Genomic DNA, 24,536 nt, shown 5'->3' with positions numbered 1-24,536 from the left:
CCGCGATGGAGCGCACGGAGCAGCCGTCGCGGCCGGAACGGCCGTCGCAGTCGGAGCAGTCGGAGCAGCCGGGGCGTACGGACCGGTCGGCGGCCGCCGGGGGCGGCCGGCCCCGCGGGGTCACCCGGCGGGCGTTGCTGGGCACCGCCGGGGCGGGTCTGGTGGTCGGCGCGAGCGCGGGCGCGGCCGGGGCGGTCGCCCTGGACCGCTCCCCCGCGCCCGGGCCCGCCGCCGGTCCGGGCGGCGGCCTCGGCGCGGCCCGGGTGCCGTTCCACGGCGAGCACCAGGCCGGCATCCTCGAACCGCAGCAGGCCCGGGTCCAGCTGGCCGCCTTCGACCTGGCGGACGGCGCCGGCCGGGAGGGTCTGCGGTCGTTGCTGCGGCGCTGGTCGCGCACCGCCGCCCGGCTGGCCGCCGGCGAGCCGGCCGACGAGTTCGAGAACCAGGTCGCGCTGGACGCCGGCCCCTGCTCGCTGACCGTCACCTTCGGCTTCGGCGCCACCCTCTTCGACAAGGCCGGCCTGGCCGACCGCCGCCCGGTCGCGCTGGAGCCGCTGCCCTCCTTCCCGGCGGACGCCCTCGACCCGGCCCGCGGCGACGGCGACCTGTTCCTCCAGATCGGCGCCGACGACGCGCTGGTCGCCGTGCACGCCCTGCGGGTGCTCCAGCGGCAGGCGGCCGGCACGGCGGCGCTGCGCTGGCAGGCGGCCGGCTTCGCCCGGACGCCGGGCGCCACCGCGCACCCCGTGACCGGGCGCAACCTGATGGGCCAGATCGACGGCACCAACAACCCCCGGCCCGGTGAGGAGGGCTTCGCCGACAAGGTGTTCTGCGCCGCCGGGGGCGACCGGCCGGCCTGGCTGGCGGGCGGCTCGTACCTGGTGTTCCGGCGGATCCGGATGCTGCTGGACAACTGGGAGGCGCTGGCGACGGACCGCCAGGAGCGGGTGATCGGGCGGCGGAAGTCCGACGGCTCGCCGCTCTCCGCACCCGCCGGCGCCGGCGAGTCCACCCCGGTGGACCTCGCGGCGCAGGGCCCGGACGGCGCGCTGGCGATCCCGGCCGACGCCCACGTCCGGGTCGCGGCCCCGGCCGCCAACGGCGGGGCGGCGATGCTGCGGCGCGGCTTCTCGTACCACGACGGCCTGCTGCCCGACGGCGCGCCGGACGCCGGGCTGCTCTTCCTCGCCTTCCAGGCCGACCCGCGCCGGGGCTTCACCCCGGTGCAGCGCAAGCTCTCCCGGGGCGACGGCCTCTCCCGCTTCCTCCGGCACGAGGCGAGCGGCCTGTACGCCGTCCCGCCGGGCGCCCCGGAGGGCGGGTACGTGGGGCAGACGCTGCTGGAGTCGTAGCGGCCGGCGGCGGCGCGCGGCCAGGGCGATCGGCGGGGGCGATCGGCGGGGGCGGTCCGGGAGCCCCTACCACGCGCCGGCCGGGCGCTGCCCACGGGCCGGAACACCGCCGTGGGCGGCGGGTGAAAGTGGTTAAGGTGGCTTGCCCGGTTACCCATTCGCATGGAGGCGCGGAATGTCGGCCACCCGCTACACCTACCTCGGCCCGGCGGGCACCTTCACCGAGGCCGCCCTGCGCACCCTGCCCGAGGCGGCGACCCGGGAGCTGGTGCCGCTGGCCTCCGTCCCGCTGGTGCTGGACGCGGTGCGCGGCGGCGAGGCCGCGGGCGCGTTCGTGCCGATCGAGAACTCCGTCGAGGGCGCCGTCACCGCGACCAACGACGAACTCGCCTCCGGCACCCCGCTGATGATCTACCGCGAGGTGCTGCTGCCGATCGCGTTCGCGCTGCTCGTCCGGCCGGGGACGGAGCTGGCCGACATCAGGACCGTCACCAGCCACCCGGTGGCCCAGCCGCAGGTGCGCCGCTGGCTGGCCGCCAACCTGCCGGAGGCCCGGTGGGAGTCCGCCGCCTCCAACGCCGACGGAGCCCGGCTGGTCGCCGAGGGGCGGTTCGACGGCGCCTTCGCGGGCGAGTTCGCCGCGCCGATCTACGGGCTGGACCCGCTGGTCAAGGAGATCGCCGACGCGCAGAACGCCACCACCCGGTTCATCCTGGTCGGCCGGCCCGGGCGGGTCTCCTCGCCGACCGGCGCGGACAAGACCTCGATGGTGGTCTGGCTGCCGGACGACCACCCGGGCGCGCTGCTGGAGCTGCTGCAGGAGTTCGCGGTGCGCGGGGTCAACCTGATGCGGATCGAGTCCCGGCCGACCGGCGAGGGGCTCGGCAGCTACTGCTTCCTGATCGACTGCGAGGGGCACCTCGCCGACCGCCGGGTGAGCGAGGCGCTGATGGGGCTCAAGCGGATCTGCCCGCAGGTGCGCTTCCTCGGCTCCTATCCGCGCGCGGACCAGCAGGCCTCCGAGCACCAGCGGCCGGGGACGTCGGACGCCGATTTCACCGCGGCCGCCGACTGGCTCTCCCGCTGCCTCGACGGGCGCGGCGACATCTGACCGTCGCCATTTGTCCTTCTGACCTTTTCCGACCGTTTTCGACCGCGCCCGCCGGGGCGGGCGGGTCACCGCACCCGTCGTCCACAGGGGCGGCGGCACGGGGAAGCGGCTGTCCACAGGGGCGCCGGCTGTCCACAGCCGGGAGTTATCCACAGGCCTGGGGGCGAGTCGACAAAACGGTATAGCTACTGCCGGGTTTGGTCGGATCATCGGTTAGCGTCGCAGAGATGACTTATCGCACCAGAGTCACCCGCGTGCCGGCAAATCACCCGTCCGAGTGCTTCAATTCCCTCACCCGGGAAGGTCAAATGAGGTTTGAAACCTCAATTCCTTGGTTGTGAGTACGGCCCGCCGGCCCGCCCCGGCCGTCCACAGGCCACCGGCCCCGGCTGTGGATAACCTCCGGGCGCCCGATTGCCCACAGGAGTTATCCACAGGCGCGGGGGAGTTATCCCCAGGGGAAATCCGGTACCGGTGGACAGGCCCCCGCCCGGTAGGCTTGGGCCCGTGATTGACCTTCGCCTGCTTCGTGAGGACCCTGACCGAGTGCGCGCCTCGCAGCGCGTCCGTGGCGAGGACGTCGACCTGGTCGACGCCCTCCTCTCCGCCGACGAGCGGCGCCGGTCCTCGGGCAGTCGCTTCGACGAGCTGCGCAACGAGCAGAAGTCGCTCGGCAAGCTCGTCGCCAAGGCCCAGGGCGACGAGAAGACCGCCCTGCTCCAGCGCACCAAGGAGCTGGCCGCCGAGGTCAAGGCCGCCGACGCCGAACAGGGCGCGGCCAAGGAGGAGGCCGAGCGCCTGCTCCGCTCCCTGGCGAACCTCATCGACCCGGCCGCCCCGGTCGGCGGCGAGGAGGACTTCGTCACCCTGGAGGAGATCGGCACCCCGCGCGACTTCGCCGCCGAGGGCTTCGAGCCCCGCGACCACGTCGAGCTGGGCCAGATCCTGGGGGCGATCGACACCGAGCGCGGTGCCAAGGTGGCCGGCGCGCGGTCCTACTACCTGACCGGCGTCGGCGCGCTGCTGGAGCTCGCCCTGGTCAACATGGCGATCGCCCAGGCCACCGCGGCCGGCTTCATCCCGATGATCACCCCGGCCCTGGTCCGCCCGGCCGCCATGGACGGCACCGGCTTCCTCGGCCAGGCCGCCGAGAACGTGTACTTCCTCGAAGAGGAGGAGCGCTACCTCGTCGGCACCAGCGAGGTCCCGCTCGCGGCGTACCACATGGACGAGATCATCGACGCCGAGAAGCTGCCGCTGCGGTACGCCGGCTACTCGTCCTGCTTCCGCCGCGAGGCCGGCACCTACGGCAAGGACACCCGCGGCATCATCCGCGTCCACCAGTTCGAGAAGGTGGAGATGTTCGTCTACACCTCGCCCGAGGACGCCGAGGCCGAGCACCGCCGCCTGCTGCAGTGGGAGAAGGACTTCCTGAACGCGCTGGAGCTGCCGTACCGGGTGATCGACGTCGCCTCCGGCGACCTCGGCTCCTCGGCCGCCCGCAAGTTCGACATCGAGGCGTGGATCCCCACCCAGGGCAAGTACCGCGAGGTCACCTCGACCTCGAACACCACCGAGTACCAGTCCCGCCGGCTCTCCATCCGGATGCGCGAGGAGGGCAAGGTCCGCCCGCTGGCCACGCTGAACGGCACCCTGGTCGCCGTCCCGCGCACCATCGTGGCGATCCTGGAGAACCACCAGCAGGCCGACGGCTCGGTGGTCGTGCCGGAGGCGCTGCGGCCGTTCCTCGGCGGGCGCACCGTCCTCGAACCCGTCAAGTAACGTCCCACCACCCGCAGGCAGCACCCGGGAGACGCACGGCCCATGAGCAGGACAAGCCCCAGCCCCGTCTCCCCCGTCGACGGTGGCGACCTGCCCTTCCGGCTGGTCGCCACCGACCTCGACGGCACCCTGCTGACCAGCGAGGAGACCGTCTCCGACCGGACCAGGGCGGCGCTCGCCGCCGCCACCGGCGCCGGGGCCCTGCACATCATCGTCACCGGCCGCTCGGCCGCCTGGGCCCGGCCGGTCTTCGACGAGATCGGCTACCGCGGGATAGCGGTCTGCGGCCAGGGCGCCCAGGTCTACGACGCGGGCGCGCACAAGCTGCTCACCTCGCTCACCCTGGACCGCCGGCTCGCCGCGCTGGCGATCGCCAAGATCGAGGCGGAGACCGGTCCGCTGGCGGTGGCCGCCAACCAGGACGGTCTGGAGGGCGAGGTGCTGGCCGGCCCCGGCTACGAGCTGCTCATCGGCTCCGACCTTCCGGTGGTCCGGGTCGCCAAGGACGAGCTGTTCCTGAGCCCGCTCAGCAAGCTCTACATCCAGCACCCCCGGCTCACCGACGACGGCCTCGCCGAGGCCGCCCGCCGGGTGGCCGGCGACCTGGTCGGCGTCGTGATGGCCGGCCCCGGCATCGTCGAGCTGCTGCCGCTCGGCCTCTCCAAGGCCACCGGCCTGGCCGTGGCGGCCCGCCGGCTGGGGGTGAAGGGCGCCGAGACCATCGCCTTCGGTGACATGCCCAACGACGTGCCGATGTTCGCCTGGGCCGGGTACGGCGTCGCGATGGCCAACGCGCACCAGGAACTGCTCGCGGTCGCCGACGAGGTCACCGCCGGCAACGACGAGGACGGCGTCGCCGCCGTGCTGGAGCGGCTCTACCCGACGCGGTGAGCGCGCTGAGCGGGCCGGGGTCGGCACCCGGATGCTGACCGGTCCGGAAAGAGTTTGTATGCTCCGCTGAAGCTCCGTGCCTCCTGGTGCGGTGCTCCTGTGCGGTGTTCCTGGCCGGGCCCGGGCCGTGCCCGCCGGAAACGCGCAGGATTGCTGCTTCCGCCGGTGAGAGGTACGCGCATGTCAGGCCAGAGGGACGAGAACCCGTCGGGGGCGGACGGGCGTCGGCGTGCCGAGGGCGCCTCGCGCGGCGGCGTACGCACCGAGCGGCCGGGCGAGGGCGGCCGCGTCCCCGCACCCCGCCCCGGCGGCCGGGCCGAGGCCCGGCGGGCCGCCCAGGGCAAGGACGGCCGCGGCCGGACGGACGGCGCACGGGCCGAGGGCGCGCGGAAGGACGGCGGGCGCGCGGACGGCGCGCGGGCCGAGGGCGGGCGGGCCGAGGCGCGCCGGGCCGCCGGGGGACGCCGGGCCGAGGCAGCCCCGACCGGTGGTCGGGCGGCGGCGCGCAACAGCCGCAAGCCCAAGCGCAACGTCAAGAAGACCGTCGCGTGGTCGGTGGCCGGTGTGATGGTCGTGCTGGCCGGGTGCGGTGGCGCGATCTACTACAAGCTGAACGGCAACATCAAGTCCTTCGACGCCGGGGCCGTCTCCACCGACCGCCCGCCGGAGGCCACCGCCGACGCCAACGGCAACAAGCCGGTGAACGTCCTGCTCATCGGCTCGGACTCGCGCGCCGGCAAGAACAGCGACCTCGGCGGCGGCGACGAGGACGGCGCCCGCTCGGACACCACGATCCTGTTGCACGTCTACGCCGACCACAAGCACGCCGTCGGCATCTCGATCCCGCGCGACGCCCTGGTCACCATCCCGAAGTGCAAGCTGCCGAACGGGAAGTGGACCGAGGAGAAGCCCGGACAGATGTTCAACTCCGCGTTCTCGGTGGGCAACACCGAGACCGGCAACCCGGCCTGCACCCAGAACACGGTGGAGAAGCTCACCGGCATCCGGGTCGACCACACCATCGAGGTGAACTTCGAGGGCTTCTCGGCGATGACCCAGGCCGTCGACGGCGTCGACGTCTGCCTGCCCAACGACATCTACGAGGGGAACATCAACCCCAACCTGGGCAAGAAGGGCAAGATCGTCCTGCCCAAGGGCAAGCAGAAGGTCTCCGGCCAGAAGGCGCTGGACTACGTCCGGCTGCGGCACGGCATCGGCGACGACTCCGACGTCGGCCGGATGAAGCGCCAGCAGGCCTTCCTCTCGTCGATGATGGCCAAGGTCAAGGGCGAGGGCCTCAACCCGACCACGCTGCTGCCGCTCGCGGACGCGGCCACCAAGTCCATGACGGTCGACCCCGGGCTGGACTCGGCCAAGAAGCTGATGGACTTCGCGCTGTCGATGAAGAACATCGACCTGCACGACGTCAAGTTCCTCACCGCGCCGTGGCGCTACAACGGCCCCCGGATCGACCTGGTCCACCCGGCCGTCGACAACCTGTGGAAGACCCTCCAGGCCGACCGGACGATCGACGGCCAGGACGCCACCGGCAAGCAGGAGGACGCCCCGGCGAGCCCGACGGCCGCGCCGGAGACCACCTCGGCGGCGCCGACGCCGGCCGCCGTGGAGACCCCGATCAAGGTCGCGGTCTACAACGGGACCACCGCCAACGGGCTGGCGGCCAAGGCCGCCGAGACGCTGAAGGCCGCCAAGGTCACCGTCACCACCGTCACCGGCGCGAAGAGCACCAACAAGGCGACCACCACGGTCGAGTACGGCAGCGGGCAGAAGGCCAACGCGGAGCGGGTGGCGGCACTGTTCCCCGGTGCCACCCTGACGCCCACCTCGGCGGCCGGGATCAGCCTCGTCCTCGGCAAGGACTACGCCGCCGCCAACGCCGGCGCGGCCGCCCCCGCGGCCGGCACGCCGAGCGTCCCGGCGCCGCTGCCCTCGGAGGTGGTCAGCGAGGCCCGGTCGGCCGACGACGACATCTGCAGCAACGTCTCCTACGGCTGAGCCGGCCGCGCCGCGGGGTCCCGTCCGGACGGACGGGACCCCGCAGGCGTCGCCTAGAGCGCCGCGCGGATCCAGCCGTCGACCAGGCCGGTGAGGTCCTGGTCGGCCTGGCCGTGCTCCACCACGTGGGTGCGGATCACGTCGTGCCCGCCGCCGAACAGGCCGCCGCGCTTGTCCGCCTCCAGCACCACCTCGACCCGGTGCGGGGTGGTGACGAAGCTGACCTCCAGCGAGTTGCAGGCGTGGGCGTACTGCGGCGCCGAGGAGAACTCGATCTCCTGGTAGAACGGCAGCGTCTGCCCGGTCCCGTGGATGCGGCCGGCCTCCAGGTCGGCCGAACGGAAGTGGAAGCCGAGCTGCAGCAGGGTGTCGAGGACGCGGCGCTGCACCGGCAGCGGCTCGACCTCCAGCGGGTCGGAGTCGCCCTTGTCGAGCGCGCCCGCGATGTCCACCTCGGTCCGGACGCCGAGCTGCATGCCGTGCAGGCGCTGACCGGCGACGGTGGTGACCGGCGTCTCCCAGGGCACCTGCACCGCGAACGGGATCGAGCGGTTCTCGCCGGGCGCCAGCACCAGCGGCTGGGCGACCGAGAAGCGGGCGAACGGGTACAGCCCGGTGCTCTCGCCCTCCTCGTGCTCGATCTCGACCCGGGCGACCAGCGTCAGCGTGATCCCGCGGATGTCCGCCTCGACCGTCCCCCCGGTCAGTTCGACCGTCCCGTGCATGGTCCCGCCGGGCTGGACCACCGGCGTGGTCAGGACGGTGTCGACGCCGGGACCGCCGACGCCCAGGGCACCGAGCAGCTTCTTGAACACCATGGGGCGCTCTCCTCGAAATAGGGGTGGACCGAAGTCGTCGGGTGGAACGCCAGGAGGGTCCCGACGGTTCCCGAGCTGTTCAGCGGCGGTTGTAGGATGACCGGGCAATCGGTTGTAGGATGACCGACGACCACCCAGGACCGACCCGCCCGCACCGAGGGGAGCCCCGCCATGAGCGTGCCCGGCCACAGCCAGGACACCCTGCAGGCCGCCGGCCGGCGCTCCCTGGTGGACACCGCCATCGACGCGCTGCGCGAGCAGCTCGCCGCCGGCGCCTGGCCGGTCGGCTCCCGGATCCCCACCGAGCACGAGCTGGCCGAGCGCCTGCAGGTCGGGCGGAACACCGTGCGGGAGGCGATCCGGGTGCTGGTGCACGCCGGGATGCTGGTCTCCCGCCAGGGCGAGGGCACCTTCGTGCGCAGCACCAGTGACCCGGCCGCCGTCCTGCGGGGCGTGCAGCGCTCCGGCGTGCGGGACGTGCTGGAGGTCCGCGCGGCGCTGGAGGCCGAGGGCGCCCGGCTCGCCGCGCTGCGGCACACCCCCGAGGACATCGTCCGGATGCGGGCCGCGCTGGCCCGCGAGGTCGAGGTGATCGCGGCGCACCCCGAGCGGGCCGGCCGCGAGGCCACCGTCGAGCACGACCTGGAGTTCCACACCGCCGTCGTCGAGGCCGCGCACAACCCGGCCCTGGCCGAGGTCTACCGGTACTTCGGCGCCTCGGTGCGCGAGTCGATGCGCACGGCGTTCGGCGACCACGACATGCCCGAGGTGGTCGTGGCCACCCACGAGGCGCTGGTGGACGCGATCGAGAGCGGCGACCCGGACCGTGCGGAGGCCGCCTGTCGGGCGCTGCTCGCCGAGCCGATCGCGGCCGTCGAGCAGCTCCTCGCGGCCATCGCGGCCCGGAAGTGACGGGGCCCACGCCCCCTTCCGCCGTCCGCACCCCCTGAGTTCACGAAAGAGCAGCACGTCCCATGGCCGTCACCCGTGCCCACCAGCCGGTCGCCACCCCACCCGCACTCCCCGTCCGTACCCGGCTGGCGCACCCCGCCCTGCTGCTGACCGGCATCCTGCTGGTCGCCCTCAACATGCGCGCCTGCCTCGCGGCGATCTCGCCGATGGTCGGGGAGATCCAGCACGCCTTCGGCCTCTCCGCCACCGCGAGCGGCCTGATCACCACCGTCCCGGTGCTCTTCCAGGGCGTCGGCGCCCCGCTCACCCCCCGGCTGACCCGCCGGTTCGGCACCGAGCGGGTGGTGCTGGGCGCGGTGCTGGTGCTCGGCGCCGGCGTGCTGCTGCGGGTGCTGCCCTCGGTGGCGGCGCTGTACGCGGGGTGCGTGGTCATCGGGGTCGCCATCGCGGTGCTGAACGTGTCGATGCCGGGCCTGGTCAAGCGCGAGTTCCCGGGCCGGGCCGCGGCCATGACCGGCGTGTACTCGACCACCATGCTGGTCGGCGCGACGCTCGCGGCCGGGACGTCGGTACCGCTGGAGCACGTGCTCGGCGGCGGCTGGCAGGCCTCGCTCGGCGCCTGGTCGCTGCTGGCGCTGGTCGCCGCGGTGGCCTGGCTGCCGCAGGTGCTCCGCTCCCGGCAGGACCGGGCGGCGGCGCCGGCCGCGTCCACCCCGGCCGCGGCGGCGGCCCGGCCCGTCCCGGGGATCTGGCGCTCGCCGCTGGCCTGGCAGATCAGCCTCTTCATGGGCATCTCGTCGCTGCTGGTCTACACCCTGGTGGCGTGGATGCCGACCATCCTGGCCGACCACGGGATGGACCGCGGCGAGGCCGGCCTGGTCTTCGCCTTCTCCAACCTGGTCCAGGTGGCCGGTGCCTTCCTGGTGCCGCTGATGGCCGGACGGATGACCAGCCAGCGGGCGCTGGCCGTGGTGATGGCCGCGCTGAACGGCGTCGGCATCGCCGTCCTGCTGGCCGCGCCGGTCTCCGGCGCCTGGGTGGCGGCCGCCGTCCTCGGCGTCGCCCAGGGCGGTTCGCTGGGCCTCGGCCTCGCCTTCATCGTGCTGCGCACCGACAGCGCCGCGGGTGCCGCCCGGCTGGGCGGCATGTCGCAGGCGGTCGGCTACCTGGTGGCCGCGGCCGGGCCGGTCGGCGCCGGGGCGCTGCACCAGCTGACCGGCGGCTGGACGACCCCGCTGATGCTGATGCTGGTGCTGGTCGGCGTCGTCGGCGCGGCCGGCTGGGGCGCGGGCCGCAACCGGACGCTCTGAGCCAGGGCCGACCGCGCCGCCGGGGAGTCGTAACCACCCCGCAGGGCGCCGGCGACTCCCCCGCGGGGTGGTTACGACTCCTCGGCGGCCAGGGTGAGACCGGCCAGCTTCACCGAGGCCAGCACCGTCGCCCCGGCCGTCACCGCGAGCAGCAGCGGGACGGCCACGCCGAGCGCGACGTACGTGGTGATCGCGCCGTCCGCGGCCACCGTCCCGGCCACCGAGAGGCCCCACTGCTGGATGCTCAGCGTCCGGGCGCCGTTGACGAAGTTGCCGACCAGCGCCTCCCAGACCAGCGCGTACGCCAGACCCGCCACCACCGCGTGCCGGGTGGCCACGCCGAGCAGCAGGAACAGCGCGCTGTACGCGGCCCCGGCCAGCAGGACGGCCACGGTGTAGCCGAGCGCCAGGCCGTCCTCGGTCCCGTAGAGCATGAGGCCGCAGAGCAGGGTCGGGATCGCCGAGAGCACCCAGGTGGTGGTGACGGCGACGGCCAGCTTGGTGGTGACGATCTTCCACCGGGGCAGCGGCTTCGCCAGCAGGTAGACGATCGAGCCGTCGTCGATCTCGGTGGCGATGGCGCCGGTGCCGACGACCAGGCCGAGGATCGGCAGCAGGGTGCCCAGGCCCAGCTGGCCGAGGATCTTGACGGTCAGGTCGTGCTTGTCCCCGCTGGAGCCGCTCGCGATCGCCGAGACGAGCAGCAGCAGGGCGGGCACCACCAGCAGCAGGATGCCGCGGCGGCGGCCCAGCAGGCCGCGCAGCGTCAGCCTGGCGACGGTCGGGTTCATGGTGGGTCGGCCTTCCTGGGTCCGGTTCCGGGGTGGGTGCCGCGGGTGCTGTGGCTACTGGGTGCTTGGGTGCCGGGTGCTCGTGCCGGGTGCCGGCTGCGGGGTGGTCCGGTTCGTGCGCCCGGCAAGATCGGCCGGACAGGACCTAGGCGGAGACGAGGTAGGAGAAGACGCTCTCCAGCGACTCGTCCGCCGGTGCGACGGTGAACAGCCGGATGCCGGCCTCCCGGGCGACCTTCGGCAGCAGGGTGGTGAAGCCCTGGAAGTCGACCGCCTGGATGCTCAGCCCCTGCTCCTGCCGGTCCAGCGCGATGCCGGCCGTCGACGGGTCGGCGATCAGCGCCGCCGCCAGCCTGCGGTCGTCGCTGGAGCGGACCAGGTAGCGGTGCGGCCGGTCGGTCATCAGCCGGCGGATCCGGCGGAAGTCCCCCGAGGCGGCGTGCCGGCCGGCCACCACGACCTCGATGTGCCGGGCCAGCTGCTCGACCTCCTCCAGGATGTGCGAGGAGAAGAGCACCGTCCGGCCGTCGGCGCCGAACCGGCGCAGCAGCTCCATCAGCTGCAGCCGCTGGCGCGGGTCCATGCCGTTGAACGGCTCGTCGAGCAGCAGCACCGCCGGGTCGTGGACCAGCGCGGAGGCCATCTTGACCCGCTGCTTCATGCCCTTGGAGTAGGTGCCGGTCCGCCGCTCCTGGGCGTACTCCATCTCGACCAGGGCCAGCGCCCGCCGGGCCGCGGCGCCTGGGTCGGCGAGGCCGTGCAGTTCGGCGTTGGCGAGCACGAACTCCCAGCCGGTCAGGTAGTCGTACATCGACTCCCGCTCGGGGACCATGCCGATCTGCCGGTACACCTCCTGGTTGCGCCAGATCGGCGCGCCGTCCAGGGTGACCGCGCCGGTCGAGGGCGCGAGGAAGCCGCTCATCATGTGGATGAGGGTGGACTTCCCCGCCCCGTTCGGCCCCAGCAGGCCGGTGACGCCCGGCCCGATCGCCATGCTGACGTCGTTGACGGCGACCACGTTCCCGAACCAGCGGGAGACCTTGTCGATGGTGATGGTGGCCATGACGCCCTCTCAGATCCTGCGGTGGGTCGGTGGTGGTCAGATGCCGCGGTAGCGGCGCAGCAGCAGCGCGTAGGAGCCGGCCACCATCGCGGCCGCGGTGGCGGCGAAGACGACCGCGCCGAACGCGCCGGGCGCGTGCAGCCGGACGACGGCGGAGCCGACGTCGAACACCTGGTTGGACAGGCTCTCCACCAGTGCGTTGGGCGACAGCAGCGCCACCCACTGGGCGGAGTCCGGGACGGTCGACTTGGGGCCGCTGGCGATGCCGACGACGATCCCCACGACCGCCGTGCTGACCGCGAGCCAGCCCATGATCGCGGCCACCCCGAAGCCCCGGCGCGGCGTGGCCGCGGCGATCACCAGCGCGACCGAGGTCGGCACCAGGGCGTAGAGCACGGCGGTGACCAGCCCGTACAGGAAGTGCGCGGTCTGGTGACCGAAGCTCATCCCGCCGAGCAGCGCACCGGCGTAGAGCACCAGCAGCGGTGCGGTCATCAGCAGCAGCTGGGCGCAGACCATGGCGGCGAACTTGGCCCGCACGTAGTCGGCCCGGGTGATCGGGCGGGAGAAGTAGAGCGGGACGGTCTGGTGGCGGAGGTCCCGGGAGAGCAGGACGGGCGCCTGCGCGGCGAGGAAGATCGAGACCACCAGGTCGAGGTTGGCGAGGTAGTTCGGGTAGTCCGTCGGCAGGTCGTCGGCCTGCTGGACGATCGCGATCGCCACCAGCAGCGCGGCGGGCGCGGTGACCGCGCCGAGCACCAGCATCGGCAGCACCTTGGACTTCGCGGAGCGCCCGAGCCCGTACGCGGCGCGCAGGCTCTGCACGAAGAGCGAGCGGGTGGCGTACGACCGGCCGAGCCGGGGGCCGGCGTAGCCGCGGTAGCCGATGTCGTGGATGACGCCGGTGTCGGCCGATCCGGTCTCAGGAGACGGCGGCATCTGCGGTACCTCCCTGCGGTGTGCCGGTGCTGCCCGCCCCGGTGTCGGTGAAGAGTTCGGCGACCCGGTGGCGGCGCTGCTCCAGCCGGACCAGCCCGAGGCCGAGGTCCGCGACCGCGTCGCGGATGGCGTCGTACGTCCCGTCGCCGGCCAGCCGGACGAGCAGCAGCCGCGGGCCGTCGCTCTCCACCGTCAGGCCCACCGCGGCCAGCCGCTCGCGCACGGCGGTGCTCGCGTCGGGGGCGTGGCCGTCACCCCGGCCGTCGGGGAAGTCCGTCACCTCGACGGCCAGGGTGGCGGTCGCCCCGGTGAAGGAGGCGGTGGAGGAGGAGCGCAGCAGCCGGCCGCCGTCGATCACCACCAGGTGGTCGCAGGTCCGCTCCAGCTCGCCGAGCAGGTGGGTGGTGACCAGCACCGAGATCCCGAAGTCGGTGTACACCCGGCGGATCAGCGCCAGCATGTCGTCCCGGCCGGCCGGGTCCAGCCCGTTGGTGGGCTCGTCCAGCAGCACCAGCTTGGGATCGTGCACCAGCGCCTGGGCCAGCTTCACCCGCTGCTTCATGCCGGTCGAGTACCCGCCCATCGGCCGGTACCGCTCCTCGTAGAGCCCGACGTGCCGCAGCGTGTCGGCGGTCCGCTCGCGGGCGGCGGCCGCCGGCAGCCCGGACATCCGGGCCATGTGGACCACGAACTCGGTCGCCGAGACGTCCGGCGGCAGACAGTCGTGCTCGGGCATGTAGCCGACCTGCTCGCGGATCCGCGACCCCTCGGTGGCGACGTCCAGACCGAGGACCTGCCCGCTGCCCGAGGTGGCCGGGGCCAGCCCCAGCAGGATCTTGATGAGTGTGGACTTGCCCGCGCCGTTCGCACCGACCAGGCCGACCACCCCGGGCCGCACCTCAACGGTGAGCCGGTCGAGGGCGGTGACCCGGGGGAACCTCTTGGTGAGGCCGTCCGTCTTGATGACAGTGGACACGTCGACCAACGTAGTGTGCGCGTTCCGTGCGGGCCATGAGCTCGAATGACGAGCCGTCCTGGTGCTGCGGTATGACACCGGACCAGCAGCCCCCTAGGGGTCGGCAGAAACGATCTCCCCTTGTACTCTTGTCGGATTCTTGACGGGGGCCTGCCGGGCACACGCCCGGACGGGGGAGGAGCGAAGAGGCATGACCGACCGCGCGACCGAGTTCGACCGGATGATGAACCCCTGGGCGTACGACGCCTCGGGGAACCTGACCGCCAAGGCCCAGGCCCAGGAGACCGCCCGCACCAGGCTGAACTCCTCCAACGCGCCGGGCGACGGCGGCGGGACCGTCACGGTCGACCACGCCGCCCTGGACGGCGCCGCCAACGCGTCCGACCAGATCCACGGCCGGGTGGGCGGAGAGGGCCTCGCGGCCGACGACGAGACCTCCACGGTCGCCACCTCGCTGTCCAACTGGAGCACCGGCAAGGCCGCCGGCGACACCCGCTCCACCTGGGACCAGCAGATCGCCGCGCTGAACACCACGATCGGCGAGATCACCCAGGCGCTGCGGCAGACCGCGGCGAACTACCGGAACAACGAGACCGCGGTCAAGCACGACATGAAGGCCTGAGGGGGACGGACGACATGGTCGACTTCCACGAACTGAGCACCGCCAAGCTGGACGTCCTGGGCACCGCCGCCACCGCCTGGGACGACGTGGTCAAGAAGCTCCAGGCGATGGACCGGGACTGGGACGGCGAGGTGATCGGCAAGGTCAACTCCGCCAACTGGACCGGCCCCTCGGCCGACGCGGCCCGGCCCAAGCTGCAGCGCGTCAACGAGCAGCTCACCGCGGCCGTCACCCAGGCGACCGCGATCGCCTCCGTCCTCAGGGACGCCGGCAACGACTTCCAGAGCGCCAAGGGCAAGCTCGACAAGGCGGTGGCCGACGCCCGGTCCGGCGGACTCACCGTCACCTCCGACGGCACCGTCTCCTGGCCGCCGGCCGACAACGCCACCCGGCACGACCCGGAGGCCAACCAGGCCTACCAGGCCGAGTACCGGGGCAAGGCCGAGGCGGCCCGCAAGGCGATCGACGCGGCCGTCCAGGAGGCCACCGCGGCCGACGAGCGCGCCGCCTGGGCGATGCGCTCGGACACCACCACCGACAACCTGAAGTCCTTCAACGCCAAGGCGGTCGGTGCCGGGTCGGACGCGGACGGGATCCGCGCGGCCCAGCTCGCGGGCAAGGGCGGCAAGATCACCGACGCCGAACTCACCGAGCTGAACTCGCTGTTGGCCGCCAACCAGAACGACCCGCTGTTCTCCACCCGCTTCTACCAGGACCTCGGCCCGAAGGGGACGCTGCAGGCCTGGAACAGCATGGTCGGCGAGGAGCAGCAGTTCAACGGCGCCAGCGACGCCCGGTGGAAGCAGTACCAGGAGCTGCAGAAGAACCTCGGCCTCAACCTGGCCACGGCCACCCGTCCCAGCAACGTGCCGCACCTGCCCGACCAGTGGGCCGCCGACCTGCGCAAGGCCGGCGCCGAGCCGCTCTGGGACAAGCCGTACCGACAGAGCGGCCTGGACTACGCGCCCTACGGCTACCAGGTGCTCTCCGGCATCCTGCGCACCGGCAACTACGACCCGCACTTCCTCAACCCGATCGCCGAGCACATCACCCAGCTCGACACCGACGAGAAGTACTGGCCGGCCCCGGTGTACGGCCCGCGCAGCGACCGGCGCGGCTACAACCTGCTGGGCGCGGAGGGCGGTTCGGGATTCGAGCCGACCACGGCCGTGCTGGAGGCGCTGGGCCACAGCCCCGAGGCCGCCACCAAGTTCTTCCACGACGCGCCGACCGCGTACAACACCGACGGCACCGTCAACCCGAACGGCAAGGTCAAGCCGGCGGACTACCTGAACTACTTCACGCACGACAAGGAGTACACGCCGGACACCGTGTCGCAGAAGAACGAGCTGCGCCAGACCGGCATGAAGAGCGGCCCCGACGCGCTCGGCCACGCGCTGGAGGCGGCCACCACCGGGCGGCCCTACGACGACCACTCGGGCACGCCGCCCAAGCACACCGCCGACCAGGCCGACGTCATGAACAAGGTCGTCCAGACCTTCGGCACCCACGGCAACGGCGGCGTGCTCGACGACCTCAAGGGCGAGGACGCCAAGTTCGCCCCGCTCCGGGACAGCCTCGGGCACATGAGCGCCGACTACATCGGCGACGTCCAGCGCGCCCTCTCCCCGCACAAGGACGACCTTCCGGTCAACGGCGCCGCGGCCAACCTCAAGGAGTCCCCGGTCCGCGGCCTGCTGGACGCGCTCGGCCGCGACCCGGACGCCTACGGCGCCGTGGCCAACGCCAACCAGGCCTACTCCACCGCGCTGGTCCGCGGCCACATCGAGAACGGGGTCGACTTCTCCCGGCTGGAGGCGGACATCGACTCCACCTCGCGGGCCGGCGGCGTCATCAGCGGCATCCTCAACGAGGCCCGGATCAACGAGGTCCACCAGGAGCACGCCACCTCCGACAAGGAGTACAACGAGGCGCTGGAGAAGAACGCCGGCTACGCCAAGACGGCTTTCACCACCACCATCGGCGCCGTCACCGAGAAGGTCCCGGTCGCGGGCGAGGTGGCCAACTTCCTGGTCGAGGAGATCACCGACAGCGTGGTCGAGGCCAACCAGCGCGACACCACCGAGGACGGCCGCCAGGAGGGCCGCGACTTCGTCGCCGAGGGCCGGGAGGGCGCCGCGCTCGGCGCCAAGCAGGCCGTCATCGACGCCGCCAACGGCACCAAGCTGAGCCCGGAGGACATCCGGCGGCTGGCGGACAGCGCCGGCGACCGGGCGCTGGACGGGTACACCGACGGCTCCGGCGGCAGCCAGAGCTCCAACGGGAAGGTCTCCGGATGACCGGGGCGGGAACCCGTGCCGCGGTGGCCGGCGTCGCGCTGGCCGCGGTGCTCGGCCTGGCCGGGTGCGGCAGCGACGGCTCCGCCGGGGCCGGCGGGGCGACCGGGAAGGCCGGCGGCCAGGCCGCCGGCGGCGGGAGCGCGGCCTGCGAGGGGGTGGTCGGCACCGACCGCGCCGGCGCGGTGCTGGACGACACCGCGCCGACGTACCGGCTCGACAAGCAGCTCGACGCGGCCAAGCAGGCCGGGCTGCAGCTGCTGGACTGCACGGCCGAGGTCAAGCAGGGCTTCGGGATCGGCGTGCGGCTCACCGGTAGCGAGACCCCGGACGGCGGCCTGCAGGCCCCGGCCCCGCCGGCCGGCGAGCCGGTGTCCGCGCTCGGCTTCGGCGACCGCAGCAGCGTCACCCGCTGGGGCGCCCGGCTGACCTTCCGGTGCGACGGCCCGTTCGCGAAGTCCGGCAAGCCGCTCTACTTCACCGTCCAGGCCGCGCCGTCCTGGACCTCGGGCGAGGCGCCGAGGACGCCCGCCGCGAAGTGGACCGCCCAGGCCTGGGCCGGGCTCGCCACCGACAGCGCCCGGCGGGCGGCCCAGGGCGTGCTCGGCTGCACGGCCCCGGTGGCCTGGCCCGCCGGCGACCCGGTGCTCACCGCGGCCTCCGCCGCCGCGAGCCCGTCCGGGACCGCCGGTTGACCGGCCGGGGCGACGGGGCTCCGGGCCGGAGCCGCGGGGTGACCCGCCGGCCCGCACCGGGGCGGACGTGACCGTCGCCCCGCGGCCGCGGAGCCGCCTGCTGCTCGCCGCCCTCGGTCTCGCCGTAGTCGGCACCGGCGTGCTCGGGTACGTGGACCGGCACGAGCACCGGCCGGCCGAGCCGGCCGGCCGGGCGGCGGCCCTCTGCGACCTGCCCACCGGAGCCGGGACGCCGCTCGGACGGCTGCTGCCGGACGGCGCGCAGGACACCGAGGAGCGCGCCTTCCGCTGGGTGCGCGCCGACGGCCGGCCGAAGGGCTGCTCGATCCGGGTCGACGGCCGGTCGGCGCTCACCGTGACGGCCACCCCGAAGGAGGGCACGATCGACGCCCTCCCGGACGGCGGCGTCCCGGCGTCCGCGCTGCACACCTTCGGCACCGGCTCGCGCTCGGCCTCCTGGCCCACCGGCGCCGCGGCGGCCGAGTACTGCCCCGGGGCGGCCCTGCCCGTCCGGCACGTGGTGCTGGAGGTCTCCCCCGGTGAGGCCGCGCGGACCGGACGGCCGGACGCCGACCGGGCGGACTACGAATCCATCGCCCGGGACCTGTTCGACCGCTACCTGAAGGCGGTGTGCGCGTGAAGGCGTCCCCGACCACGGTCCGGCGGGCCGGCGTCGCCGCGGGCGTCCTCGCCCTGCTCGGCGGTGGCCTGGCCGGCTGGCACGCGTACCTGGAGGCCGCGGACCGACCCCCCTCTGCGGCGCTGACCCACGGCGAGTGCCGGGGCGCCCTGGCGGACGAGCGGGTCGGCCGGCTGCTCGGCCCGGTCCGCACGGTGACGGTGGAGACCGACTACTGGCCGGCCGAGGACGGCAGGCCGCCCCGGCTGCGATGCTTCGCCGCCGGGCCGGGGGAGCGCGCGCTCTCCTTCGAGGTCGAGGCGTCCCGCTCGGCCGAGGAGCGCGCCAACGCCCTCGCGCGGGCCCTCCCGGCGGGGGCGCGGCGGTTCGAGACCGGCGGGTCCGACCGGCGCGCGGCCGCCGTCCGTTTCGACTGCACGGTCAGGGCGCCGGGGGACGGGGCGGAGCGCCCCGCGTACTTCGTGGCCACCGCGAAGGCCGGACCGCGCAACGGGCACCCTGTGGAGGGGCCCGGCGAGCAGGAGATGGCCGACCTCGCCGTGGTGCTCGCCCGGCAGGCGGCGGAGCAGGTCCTGGGCTGCACCGGGCCGGTCGACTGGCCGAGCACGCCGGTGCGGTTCGCCTAGAAGCCTGATGAAGATCTTGCTGTTGGAGGGGTTGTCCTGTCTGGGACAGCCCCTCCAGCGCTATGTGGTTGCGGGGGCGATGGTCCAGGTGTGGCCGGTGCGGGTGAGTCCGAGGTTGATGAGGCGGCGGAGGTTGAGGGCGGCGGCGCGGTTGTGGAGCCAGGTGTTGTTCTTCAGGACGCCTCGGTAGGGGACGCGGCGGTTGCCCCGGGCGGTGAGCCATGCGATGGCGCGTTCCACCGGTGGCCGCCAGCGGCGGTATTCGGCCTGCCAGGTGGGGTCGGAGGCTTGGTCGCGGGCGGCTTTCAAACGGTCGTAGTGGGCGTGGACCTGGAGGGCGCGGCCGGTCTTGGAACGGGTGCACCGCTCGCGCAGGGGGCAGTGGGTGCAGAGCTTCTTGAACTGGGCGGTGCGGGCGCCGGCCGCGTCAGGGCGGCCGAGGGCCTTGGTGTGGCCGGCCGGGCAGGTGACGGTGGCGGCCCGGGTGTCGACGTGGAAGTCGTCACTGGTGAAGCCGCCGGGGACGGCGGGCCGCTGCGGCGGTGGCTTGACGACCGGGGTGTGGCCGTCGGTTTCGAGGGCTTCGCGCAGGTCGCCGGTGCCGTAGGCGGTGTCGCCGAGGATGGTCAGCGTCTCGCTCTCGTCGGCGAGCAGGTCCTGGGCGACGGCGGCCTCGTGGTTCTGCGCTCCGGTGCCGGCGGTGAGCTCGACTTCGGTGAGCAGGCCGGTCTCGGGCTCGAACGCGGCGTGGGCGCGGAAGCCCTCCTGGTGGCGGGTGCGGGTCTTGTGGATGTGCCGGGCCTCGGGGTCGACGGTGGACACGATGCGGTCGTGAGCGGTGCCACGGGCGATCCGCCAACGGCCGTCGCGACCGTCGGAGCCGTCGGCGACCTCCACGTCCTGACCGGCGACCAGGGCCAGCAGCCCGACCGCGTTGGCGGCCTTCTCGTCCAGCTGGCGTTCGGGCAGGCGGCCGAGCAGGTTGAGGGCATCGGTGACCAGGGCGTCGACCAGGTCGGCGCGGGCCCGCTCGTCGTTCCAGGCGATGCGGGGCTTGCCCGGGTCGGTGTAATCGTGGGCGGTGCACCAGGTGGCGGCGGTCCGCCCGGCGTCGGGGACGTCCCGGATCACCCGGCGGATCGCGGCGATCAGCTGGGTGACGGTGTCCTGGGTGGCCACCGCGTCGTCCAGCACGGTGGAGTCCAGCGCCCGCCGCTGCCTGCCCTTGAGGACGCCGGTCGCCGCCACTACCTGCCTGACCCTGGTGAACAACCGGTTCGGATCCGGCGAGCGCTGCAGCCGGCGGCGGAAGTAGGCCAGCAGCGACGGGTCGAACGCGGTGTCGTACAGGCCGAGCCCGCACGCGGCCTTCCACCGCAGGTCACACCGCAGCTGTTGGACCGTCTCGAAGTCCGACAACCCGTGCAGGCTCTGCAGGACCACGGTCGCCGCCAGGACCTGCGGCGGCATGCTCGGCCGTCCGTTCCGAGACGGGTACATGTCCGCGAACATCGAACCCGGGAACAGCGCCTCCCGGTGCTCGGCCAGGAACGCGAAGACACTCCCCGCCGGGATCAACTCCCGGCAGGTCTCCCACACATCCGGCCCGACCAGCTCCCCGGCCCATTCCCCCATCGCCACAGAGACGAGTCTGGCCCCACCACACGGACGGTGGGGCCAGAACCCAACATCTTCATCAGACTTCTAGGGCCGCTTCTTCGGACCTCGCCGGGCGGGCCGCCGCGTCGTACGGCGCGGCGGCCCGCCCGGAGCCGGCGTCAGGCCAGCAGGTCGGACTGGAGGGTGACGACCTGGCGGAAGGCGGCCGTGGGAACGCCCTTGGGGTTGGTCATCGTGACGACACCGAGGACGTCACCGGCCGACAGGTAGGCCAACCGGCCGGTGGGACCGGCCGGTGCGCTGCCGGCCGGGGTCTCGTGGATGGAGAGGTCGACACCGGAGACGGTGTCCCAGCCCTGGGCGGAGCCGACCCGCAGCCCCGGGACGTCCTTCGGATCGGCGTTGGCGCGCAGGTCGGCGAAGACGTCCCAGGCCTCGCTGGAGGAGCCGAAGCCGAGCAGCCGGATCTGGGTGCGGGTGCCGTCGGCCGCGGTCCACTCGCGGACGGTGGCCGTGCGGCAGGCGTCCTGCAGCAGCAGGATGCGCAGCTTGGCGGCCTCCTTCTGCTCGTCGGCGATGGCGTCGCAGGGCACCCACGCCGCAGCCGGGGCCGTCGTCGCGGCGCCGGAGGCGGACGGGGAGCCGGCCGGGCCGCCGCTCGGGCTCGCCGACGCGGTCGCGGACGGCGTCCCCGACGGGCTCGCCGAGGCGGCGCCGGAGGCGCTCGGGCCCGCCGCGGACGCCGTGGCGGTCGGCGACGGGAAGACCACGGGGGCGAGCGAACCGCCCGCCTCCTTGGGCGCGGGCAGGAGCAGGAACCGCAGGTCGGCGGCGTGCCGGCTCTTGCTGTCGCGCGGCGCCGCCTTGCCGGACGGCAGCGGCGGCAGGACCGGCGCCGGGAAGGTGTAGCGGCCGTCGTTCTTGGTGGCCAGGCCCGGCAGGTCGGTGCGCTCCGGTGCGGTGACGCCCAGCGCGGCGCCCGTACCGGCCAGGGCGAACACCAGGACGGCCGCGCTCCAGCGCACCGCCGCCCGGCGCCGTCGGGTGCGGCGGGCCGCCAGCTCCTCGGGGCTCGGCTGCGGGGCCAGCGGCGGCAGCGCCGTGGCGTCCGGGGCGCCCCAGGGGTTGTGCTCGGGCGCCACCGGGGCGCCGGGGGCCGGGGCCGCGGCGGTCGGCGGCGCGAACGGCGCCGCCGGGGCCGGGGTGGCCGGCGCCTCGGCGGCGGTCGCGGCCGGCGTCGCGTCGGCCGGGGCCGCCGCGGCGTCGTGCGGGGTGGCGTGGTCGGTCATGCGGACGCTCCCGGGCTGGCGAGGCGGTCGAGCTGCTGGGTGAAGAGGGCGACGATCCTGTCCTTGGGCAGCGGCGCCACGCCCTCGGCGTTCATGATCACGAGGAGGTCGCCCTCGGCCGCCGAGCACTCCAGGTAGTCGATCGGCGCGGACGGCGGAGCCGGCATCAGGTAGCAGTGCGCCTCGGGGTGCCCGGGGATCGTCGGGCCGATGCGGAAGAGGCCGGTGTCGCCGGTGAAGACGGCCGTGTACTCGTTCTGCTTCTGCACCTCCTGCTGGTTGAACTGGCGCAGCTTCATCCCGATGACCAGGTCGTCGCCCTTGGCCTTGTAGGTGCGCACGCCGGTGGCCTTGACGTGCAGGCCCTCCCAGTACTGGCGGAGCTTGTCCCGCTTGTCCTTGGGGATCTGCTGGAGCCCGTCGTCCAGCTCGGCGGAGAGCAGGTCGGCGCCCAGCTCGACGTCGTTGCCGTAGCCGCCCTCGTCCGGCCCGAGCGCGTAGCCGGCCGGCACGGGCAGCAGCAGGTCGCGCAGCGAGCCGAAGTGGTTGCCGTTGGACTTGGCGCCGAAGGGGGTCGCACTGGCGGTCGGCGCCAGCGCGGCCGTCGGCGCGGCGACGACCGCGGCGGGTGCGGGGTCGTCGTACCGGGTCTTGATGACGCCGATGCCGATCACCACGCCGACCAGGGCGGCCGCGACGACCGCGCCGGTGACCCGGAGGAGCCGGCGGCCGGAGACGGCCGGGGCGGCGACGGGCGCGGGCGCGGGTGCGGGTGCGGGCGCGAGTGCGGGTGCGGCGAACGGCTCGGGGGCCGGGGTCGGCTCCGGCGAGGCCGCCCCGGTCACGGTGCTGTCGGTCATACCAGCCGCTCCCACTGCTGCTTGGCGATGCCCTTCACGACATCGGGGTTCACCGACTCCGTGCCGAAGACCTTGATCTCCATCACCACGGTGCCGCGCTGGGCGTGCGCCGTCCCGAGGTAGTACTTCTCGGTGGTCTCGGCCCAGTACGAGGCCTCGGAGTCGACGTGGTAGCCGCCGTTGGCGTCGTCCGCGAACGGCTTGAGGTTGTAGCCGGTGGCCCGGGACTTCGCCTCGGCGGCGCGGTCCGCCGAGAACTGGATCAGCGAGACCCGGACCTTCAGCCCGTCCTGCTTCCAGTCGACCTCGACGGCCCGCCGGAACTCCTTGGCGTTCAGGGTCTTGAAGACCTCCGCCGACCGGCCGCTGCGCTCGGCGAGTTCGCCGACGGTGATCCAGGTCGGGGTGTCCGGGTAGTCGGCCCACGGGGTGGCACCGGCCGGGGCCGACATCAGCAGCTTCCGCAGGTCGCCGTCGATGGCGAGCGGCTTCGGCGCCGCCGCCGCGGCCGCACCCGGGTCCACCGCGGCGGCCGGGTACGACGGCAGGGCGACCTGGATCGGCGGCAGCGGCGTCGGCGGGCGGCCGGCCTGGATCGCGTAGCCGACGGCACCGCCGACCACGGCCCCGAGCAGCAGGCCGGAGACCAGCAGCAGCACCGGCCGCGGCCGGCGGGGCCGGCCCACGGGCAGCGGGGCGGCGGCCGGCGGGAACCCGGACGGCTCGGCGGGCGGGAAGGCGGGGGCTTCAGCCGGCGGGAAGGCGGCTGCGGCGGGCGTCTCGGCGGGCGCGGCCGCGGCGGGCGAGGACGGCGCACCCGGTGCGGCCGGTGCGGCCGGCTCCACGGGCTCGGGCGGCGCGACGGGCGCGGCCTGCGTGGGCGCGTCGGCGGCCGACGGCTCCACGGATTCGGTGGTCACGGAGTGGCTCCAGGAGGCGGGAAGGGTGACGTGGGACGGGACGGCGGTGGGCTCAGCCGCCGTTGGACAGCCACTCGCGCTGGCGCTTCATCAGTTCGCTCAGCAGGGCCTTGTCCGGGGCGCCCTTCACGTCGACGTCGATCGTGTACTGCACGTCGCCCTGGCTGGAGATGCCGGCCATCGAGCCGGTGTAGGCCTGCTGCTTGGGCTTGTCCAGGTAGCCGTGCGCCGCGGGGTCCCCGTCGATGTCGATCGGGTCCAGCTTCATGGTGTGGTTCTTGGCGAAGTCGCTCGCCCCGCCGGTCGTGGCGAACCGCATCAGGGTGACGGTGACCTCGGCCTTGCCGTCGGCGGTGCGGTACGTCCGGGTCGCGGCGTCCTTGTAGCCGTAGCTGCCGAGGATCCGCATGATGCCGTCCTGGTTGCCGAAGATGTCGGCCACCGCTTCGTCGTCCATCGTCATGCCGTCGACCGGCCCGTACGACTCGCCGCCGTCCGGGATCGGGAGCAGGAAGTAGCGCAGGTCGCCCTCGTGCTTGCCGCCCTTGACGGTGCCCTTGACCGTGCTCGTCGGCTTCGGCTCGGGGGCGGGCGGGGCCGTGGTCGGCGCGGTGCTCGGCGCCGCCGGGGAGGGCGGGGCGGACGCGCTCGGGCTCGACGTGGCGGTGGTCGGCGCGGCGGCGGGTGCGGTGACCGCGGCGGGCCGGGGATCCGGCTTGCCGACGGCCACCGTGACGACGGCGCTGGTCGCGGTGACGGCGAGCAGGCCCACGGTGGCGAGCGCGACACCGACCGCACGCGGCAGCCCGCGCGCCGGCGCGGCCGGCTCGGCGGAAACGAGCGTCGCGGCCGGTTCGGCGGCAATGGGCAGCACGGCCGGCTCGGCGGGAACGGCCGGAACAGCCTGGGTTGCTGACGCCCCCACCGTCGCCGGATCGGCGGCAGGCGGAACGTTTTCGGGCGCGGACAAGGAACTCCCCCGGAGGCATGTGGAATGTCGCGCGCG

22 protein-coding genes are annotated in these 24,536 nt (G+C 74.0%); 12 read left to right on the top strand and 10 right to left on the bottom strand.

What is annotated here, in order from left to right:
• The first annotated feature begins 5 nt into the window (after nt 1-5).
• The 5 genes from efeB to RMN57_RS21025 all read left to right on the top strand — a co-directional run bounded on the left by efeB (nt 6) and on the right by RMN57_RS21025 (nt 7,152).
• On the top strand, nt 6-1,352 hold the full coding sequence (gene efeB / locus RMN57_RS21045; protein ID WP_313764896.1) for an iron uptake transporter deferrochelatase/peroxidase subunit: 1,347 nt from the start codon (nt 6-8) through the stop codon (nt 1,350-1,352).
• A 175-nt stretch (nt 1,353-1,527) separates the two neighbouring features.
• The gene (gene pheA, locus RMN57_RS21040; protein WP_313764895.1) at nt 1,528-2,463 is read left to right on the top strand and encodes a prephenate dehydratase; all 936 of its coding nucleotides are present in this window, start codon (nt 1,528-1,530) and stop codon (nt 2,461-2,463) included.
• Nucleotides 2,464-2,970: 507 nt separating this feature from the next.
• The gene (serS, locus tag RMN57_RS21035; RefSeq protein WP_313764894.1) at nt 2,971-4,245 is read left to right on the top strand and encodes a serine--tRNA ligase; all 1,275 of its coding nucleotides are present in this window, start codon (nt 2,971-2,973) and stop codon (nt 4,243-4,245) included.
• A gap of 42 nt (nt 4,246-4,287) precedes the next feature.
• Nucleotides 4,288-5,136: an HAD family hydrolase gene (locus RMN57_RS21030; protein WP_313764893.1), complete on the top strand. Its 849-nt coding sequence runs from the start codon at nt 4,288-4,290 to the stop codon at nt 5,134-5,136.
• A 180-nt stretch (nt 5,137-5,316) separates the two neighbouring features.
• On the top strand, nt 5,317-7,152 hold the full coding sequence (locus RMN57_RS21025; protein WP_313764892.1) for an LCP family protein: 1,836 nt from the start codon (nt 5,317-5,319) through the stop codon (nt 7,150-7,152).
• A 53-nt stretch (nt 7,153-7,205) separates the two neighbouring features.
• On the opposite strand, the gene RMN57_RS21020 is transcribed toward RMN57_RS21025, so the two are convergent.
• Nucleotides 7,206-7,970: a sporulation protein gene (locus tag RMN57_RS21020; protein WP_313764891.1), complete on the bottom strand. Its 765-nt coding sequence runs from the start codon at nt 7,968-7,970 to the stop codon at nt 7,206-7,208.
• A 171-nt stretch (nt 7,971-8,141) separates the two neighbouring features.
• Between RMN57_RS21020 and RMN57_RS21015 the strand changes: the two genes are divergently transcribed.
• Both RMN57_RS21015 and RMN57_RS21010 read left to right on the top strand, forming a co-directional pair.
• Nucleotides 8,142-8,882 (top strand): FadR/GntR family transcriptional regulator, encoded by a 741-nt coding sequence (locus RMN57_RS21015; RefSeq protein WP_313764890.1) that lies wholly within the window; start codon nt 8,142-8,144, stop codon nt 8,880-8,882.
• Nucleotides 8,883-8,944: 62 nt separating this feature from the next.
• Nucleotides 8,945-10,192 (top strand): MFS transporter, encoded by a 1,248-nt coding sequence (locus RMN57_RS21010; RefSeq protein WP_313764889.1) that lies wholly within the window; start codon nt 8,945-8,947, stop codon nt 10,190-10,192.
• Nucleotides 10,193-10,263: 71 nt separating this feature from the next.
• Here the strand turns inward: RMN57_RS21010 and RMN57_RS21005 are convergent, their stop codons facing one another.
• The 4 genes from RMN57_RS21005 to RMN57_RS20990 all read right to left on the bottom strand — a co-directional run bounded on the left by RMN57_RS21005 (nt 10,264) and on the right by RMN57_RS20990 (nt 13,961).
• Nucleotides 10,264-10,983 carry an ABC transporter permease subunit gene (locus tag RMN57_RS21005; RefSeq protein ID WP_313764888.1) on the bottom strand — a complete coding sequence of 240 codons (720 nt, stop codon included), beginning with the start codon at nt 10,981-10,983 and terminating at the stop codon, nt 10,264-10,266.
• 145 nt (nt 10,984-11,128) lie between these two features.
• On the bottom strand, nt 11,129-12,046 hold the full coding sequence (locus RMN57_RS21000) for an ABC transporter ATP-binding protein (RefSeq protein ID WP_313764887.1): 918 nt from the start codon (nt 12,044-12,046) through the stop codon (nt 11,129-11,131).
• Between the two features lie 36 nt (nt 12,047-12,082).
• A complete protein-coding gene (locus RMN57_RS20995; protein ID WP_313764886.1) occupies nt 12,083-12,985 on the bottom strand; it encodes an ABC transporter permease in 903 nt (300 codons plus the stop codon).
• A complete protein-coding gene (locus tag RMN57_RS20990; RefSeq protein WP_313764885.1) occupies nt 12,969-13,961 on the bottom strand; it encodes an ABC transporter ATP-binding protein in 993 nt (330 codons plus the stop codon). The genes RMN57_RS20995 and RMN57_RS20990 overlap by 17 nt, the downstream gene beginning before the upstream one ends.
• A 190-nt stretch (nt 13,962-14,151) precedes the next feature.
• On the opposite strand from RMN57_RS20990, the gene RMN57_RS20985 reads away from it, so the two are divergent.
• From RMN57_RS20985 to RMN57_RS20965, 5 genes are all read left to right on the top strand, one after another.
• The gene (locus RMN57_RS20985; RefSeq protein WP_313764884.1) at nt 14,152-14,583 is read left to right on the top strand and encodes a hypothetical protein; all 432 of its coding nucleotides are present in this window, start codon (nt 14,152-14,154) and stop codon (nt 14,581-14,583) included.
• Between the two features lie 14 nt (nt 14,584-14,597).
• The gene (locus RMN57_RS20980) at nt 14,598-16,883 is read left to right on the top strand and encodes a hypothetical protein (protein WP_313764883.1); all 2,286 of its coding nucleotides are present in this window, start codon (nt 14,598-14,600) and stop codon (nt 16,881-16,883) included.
• Nucleotides 16,880-17,575, top strand: coding sequence for a hypothetical protein (locus RMN57_RS20975; RefSeq protein WP_313764882.1), 696 nt, complete (start codon nt 16,880-16,882; stop codon nt 17,573-17,575). Before RMN57_RS20980 ends, RMN57_RS20975 begins: the two co-directional genes overlap by 4 nt.
• 67 nt (nt 17,576-17,642) lie before the next feature.
• Nucleotides 17,643-18,215, top strand: coding sequence for a hypothetical protein (locus RMN57_RS20970; protein WP_313764881.1), 573 nt, complete (start codon nt 17,643-17,645; stop codon nt 18,213-18,215).
• Complete coding sequence (locus tag RMN57_RS20965; protein ID WP_313764880.1) at nt 18,212-18,841, top strand: hypothetical protein; 630 nt, start codon at nt 18,212-18,214, stop codon at nt 18,839-18,841. Before RMN57_RS20970 ends, RMN57_RS20965 begins: the two co-directional genes overlap by 4 nt.
• A gap of 60 nt (nt 18,842-18,901) precedes the next feature.
• On the opposite strand, the gene RMN57_RS20960 is transcribed toward RMN57_RS20965, so the two are convergent.
• From RMN57_RS20960 to RMN57_RS20940, 5 genes are all read right to left on the bottom strand, one after another.
• Nucleotides 18,902-20,476: an IS1182 family transposase gene (locus RMN57_RS20960; protein WP_313767715.1), complete on the bottom strand. Its 1,575-nt coding sequence runs from the start codon at nt 20,474-20,476 to the stop codon at nt 18,902-18,904.
• Nucleotides 20,477-20,619: 143 nt separating this feature from the next.
• On the bottom strand, nt 20,620-21,750 hold the full coding sequence (locus RMN57_RS20955) for a hypothetical protein (protein ID WP_313764879.1): 1,131 nt from the start codon (nt 21,748-21,750) through the stop codon (nt 20,620-20,622).
• Nucleotides 21,747-22,610 carry a hypothetical protein gene (locus RMN57_RS20950; RefSeq protein ID WP_313764878.1) on the bottom strand — a complete coding sequence of 288 codons (864 nt, stop codon included), beginning with the start codon at nt 22,608-22,610 and terminating at the stop codon, nt 21,747-21,749. The genes RMN57_RS20955 and RMN57_RS20950 overlap by 4 nt, the downstream gene beginning before the upstream one ends.
• Nucleotides 22,607-23,530, bottom strand: a complete 924-nt coding sequence (locus tag RMN57_RS20945; protein ID WP_313764877.1) for a hypothetical protein — start codon at nt 23,528-23,530, stop codon at nt 22,607-22,609. Before RMN57_RS20945 ends, RMN57_RS20950 begins: the two co-directional genes overlap by 4 nt.
• 52 nt (nt 23,531-23,582) lie before the next feature.
• The gene (locus tag RMN57_RS20940) at nt 23,583-24,455 is read right to left on the bottom strand and encodes a hypothetical protein (RefSeq protein ID WP_313764876.1); all 873 of its coding nucleotides are present in this window, start codon (nt 24,453-24,455) and stop codon (nt 23,583-23,585) included.
• Between the last annotated feature and the right edge of the window lie 81 nt (nt 24,456-24,536).

This window comes from Kitasatospora sp. CM 4170, from assembly GCF_032110285.1.
GTDB lineage: Bacteria > Actinomycetota > Actinomycetes > Streptomycetales > Streptomycetaceae > Kitasatospora > Kitasatospora aburaviensis.
Note: the sequence above shows the minus strand (reverse complement) of the source record. Positions and strands in the feature narration are given on the sequence as shown.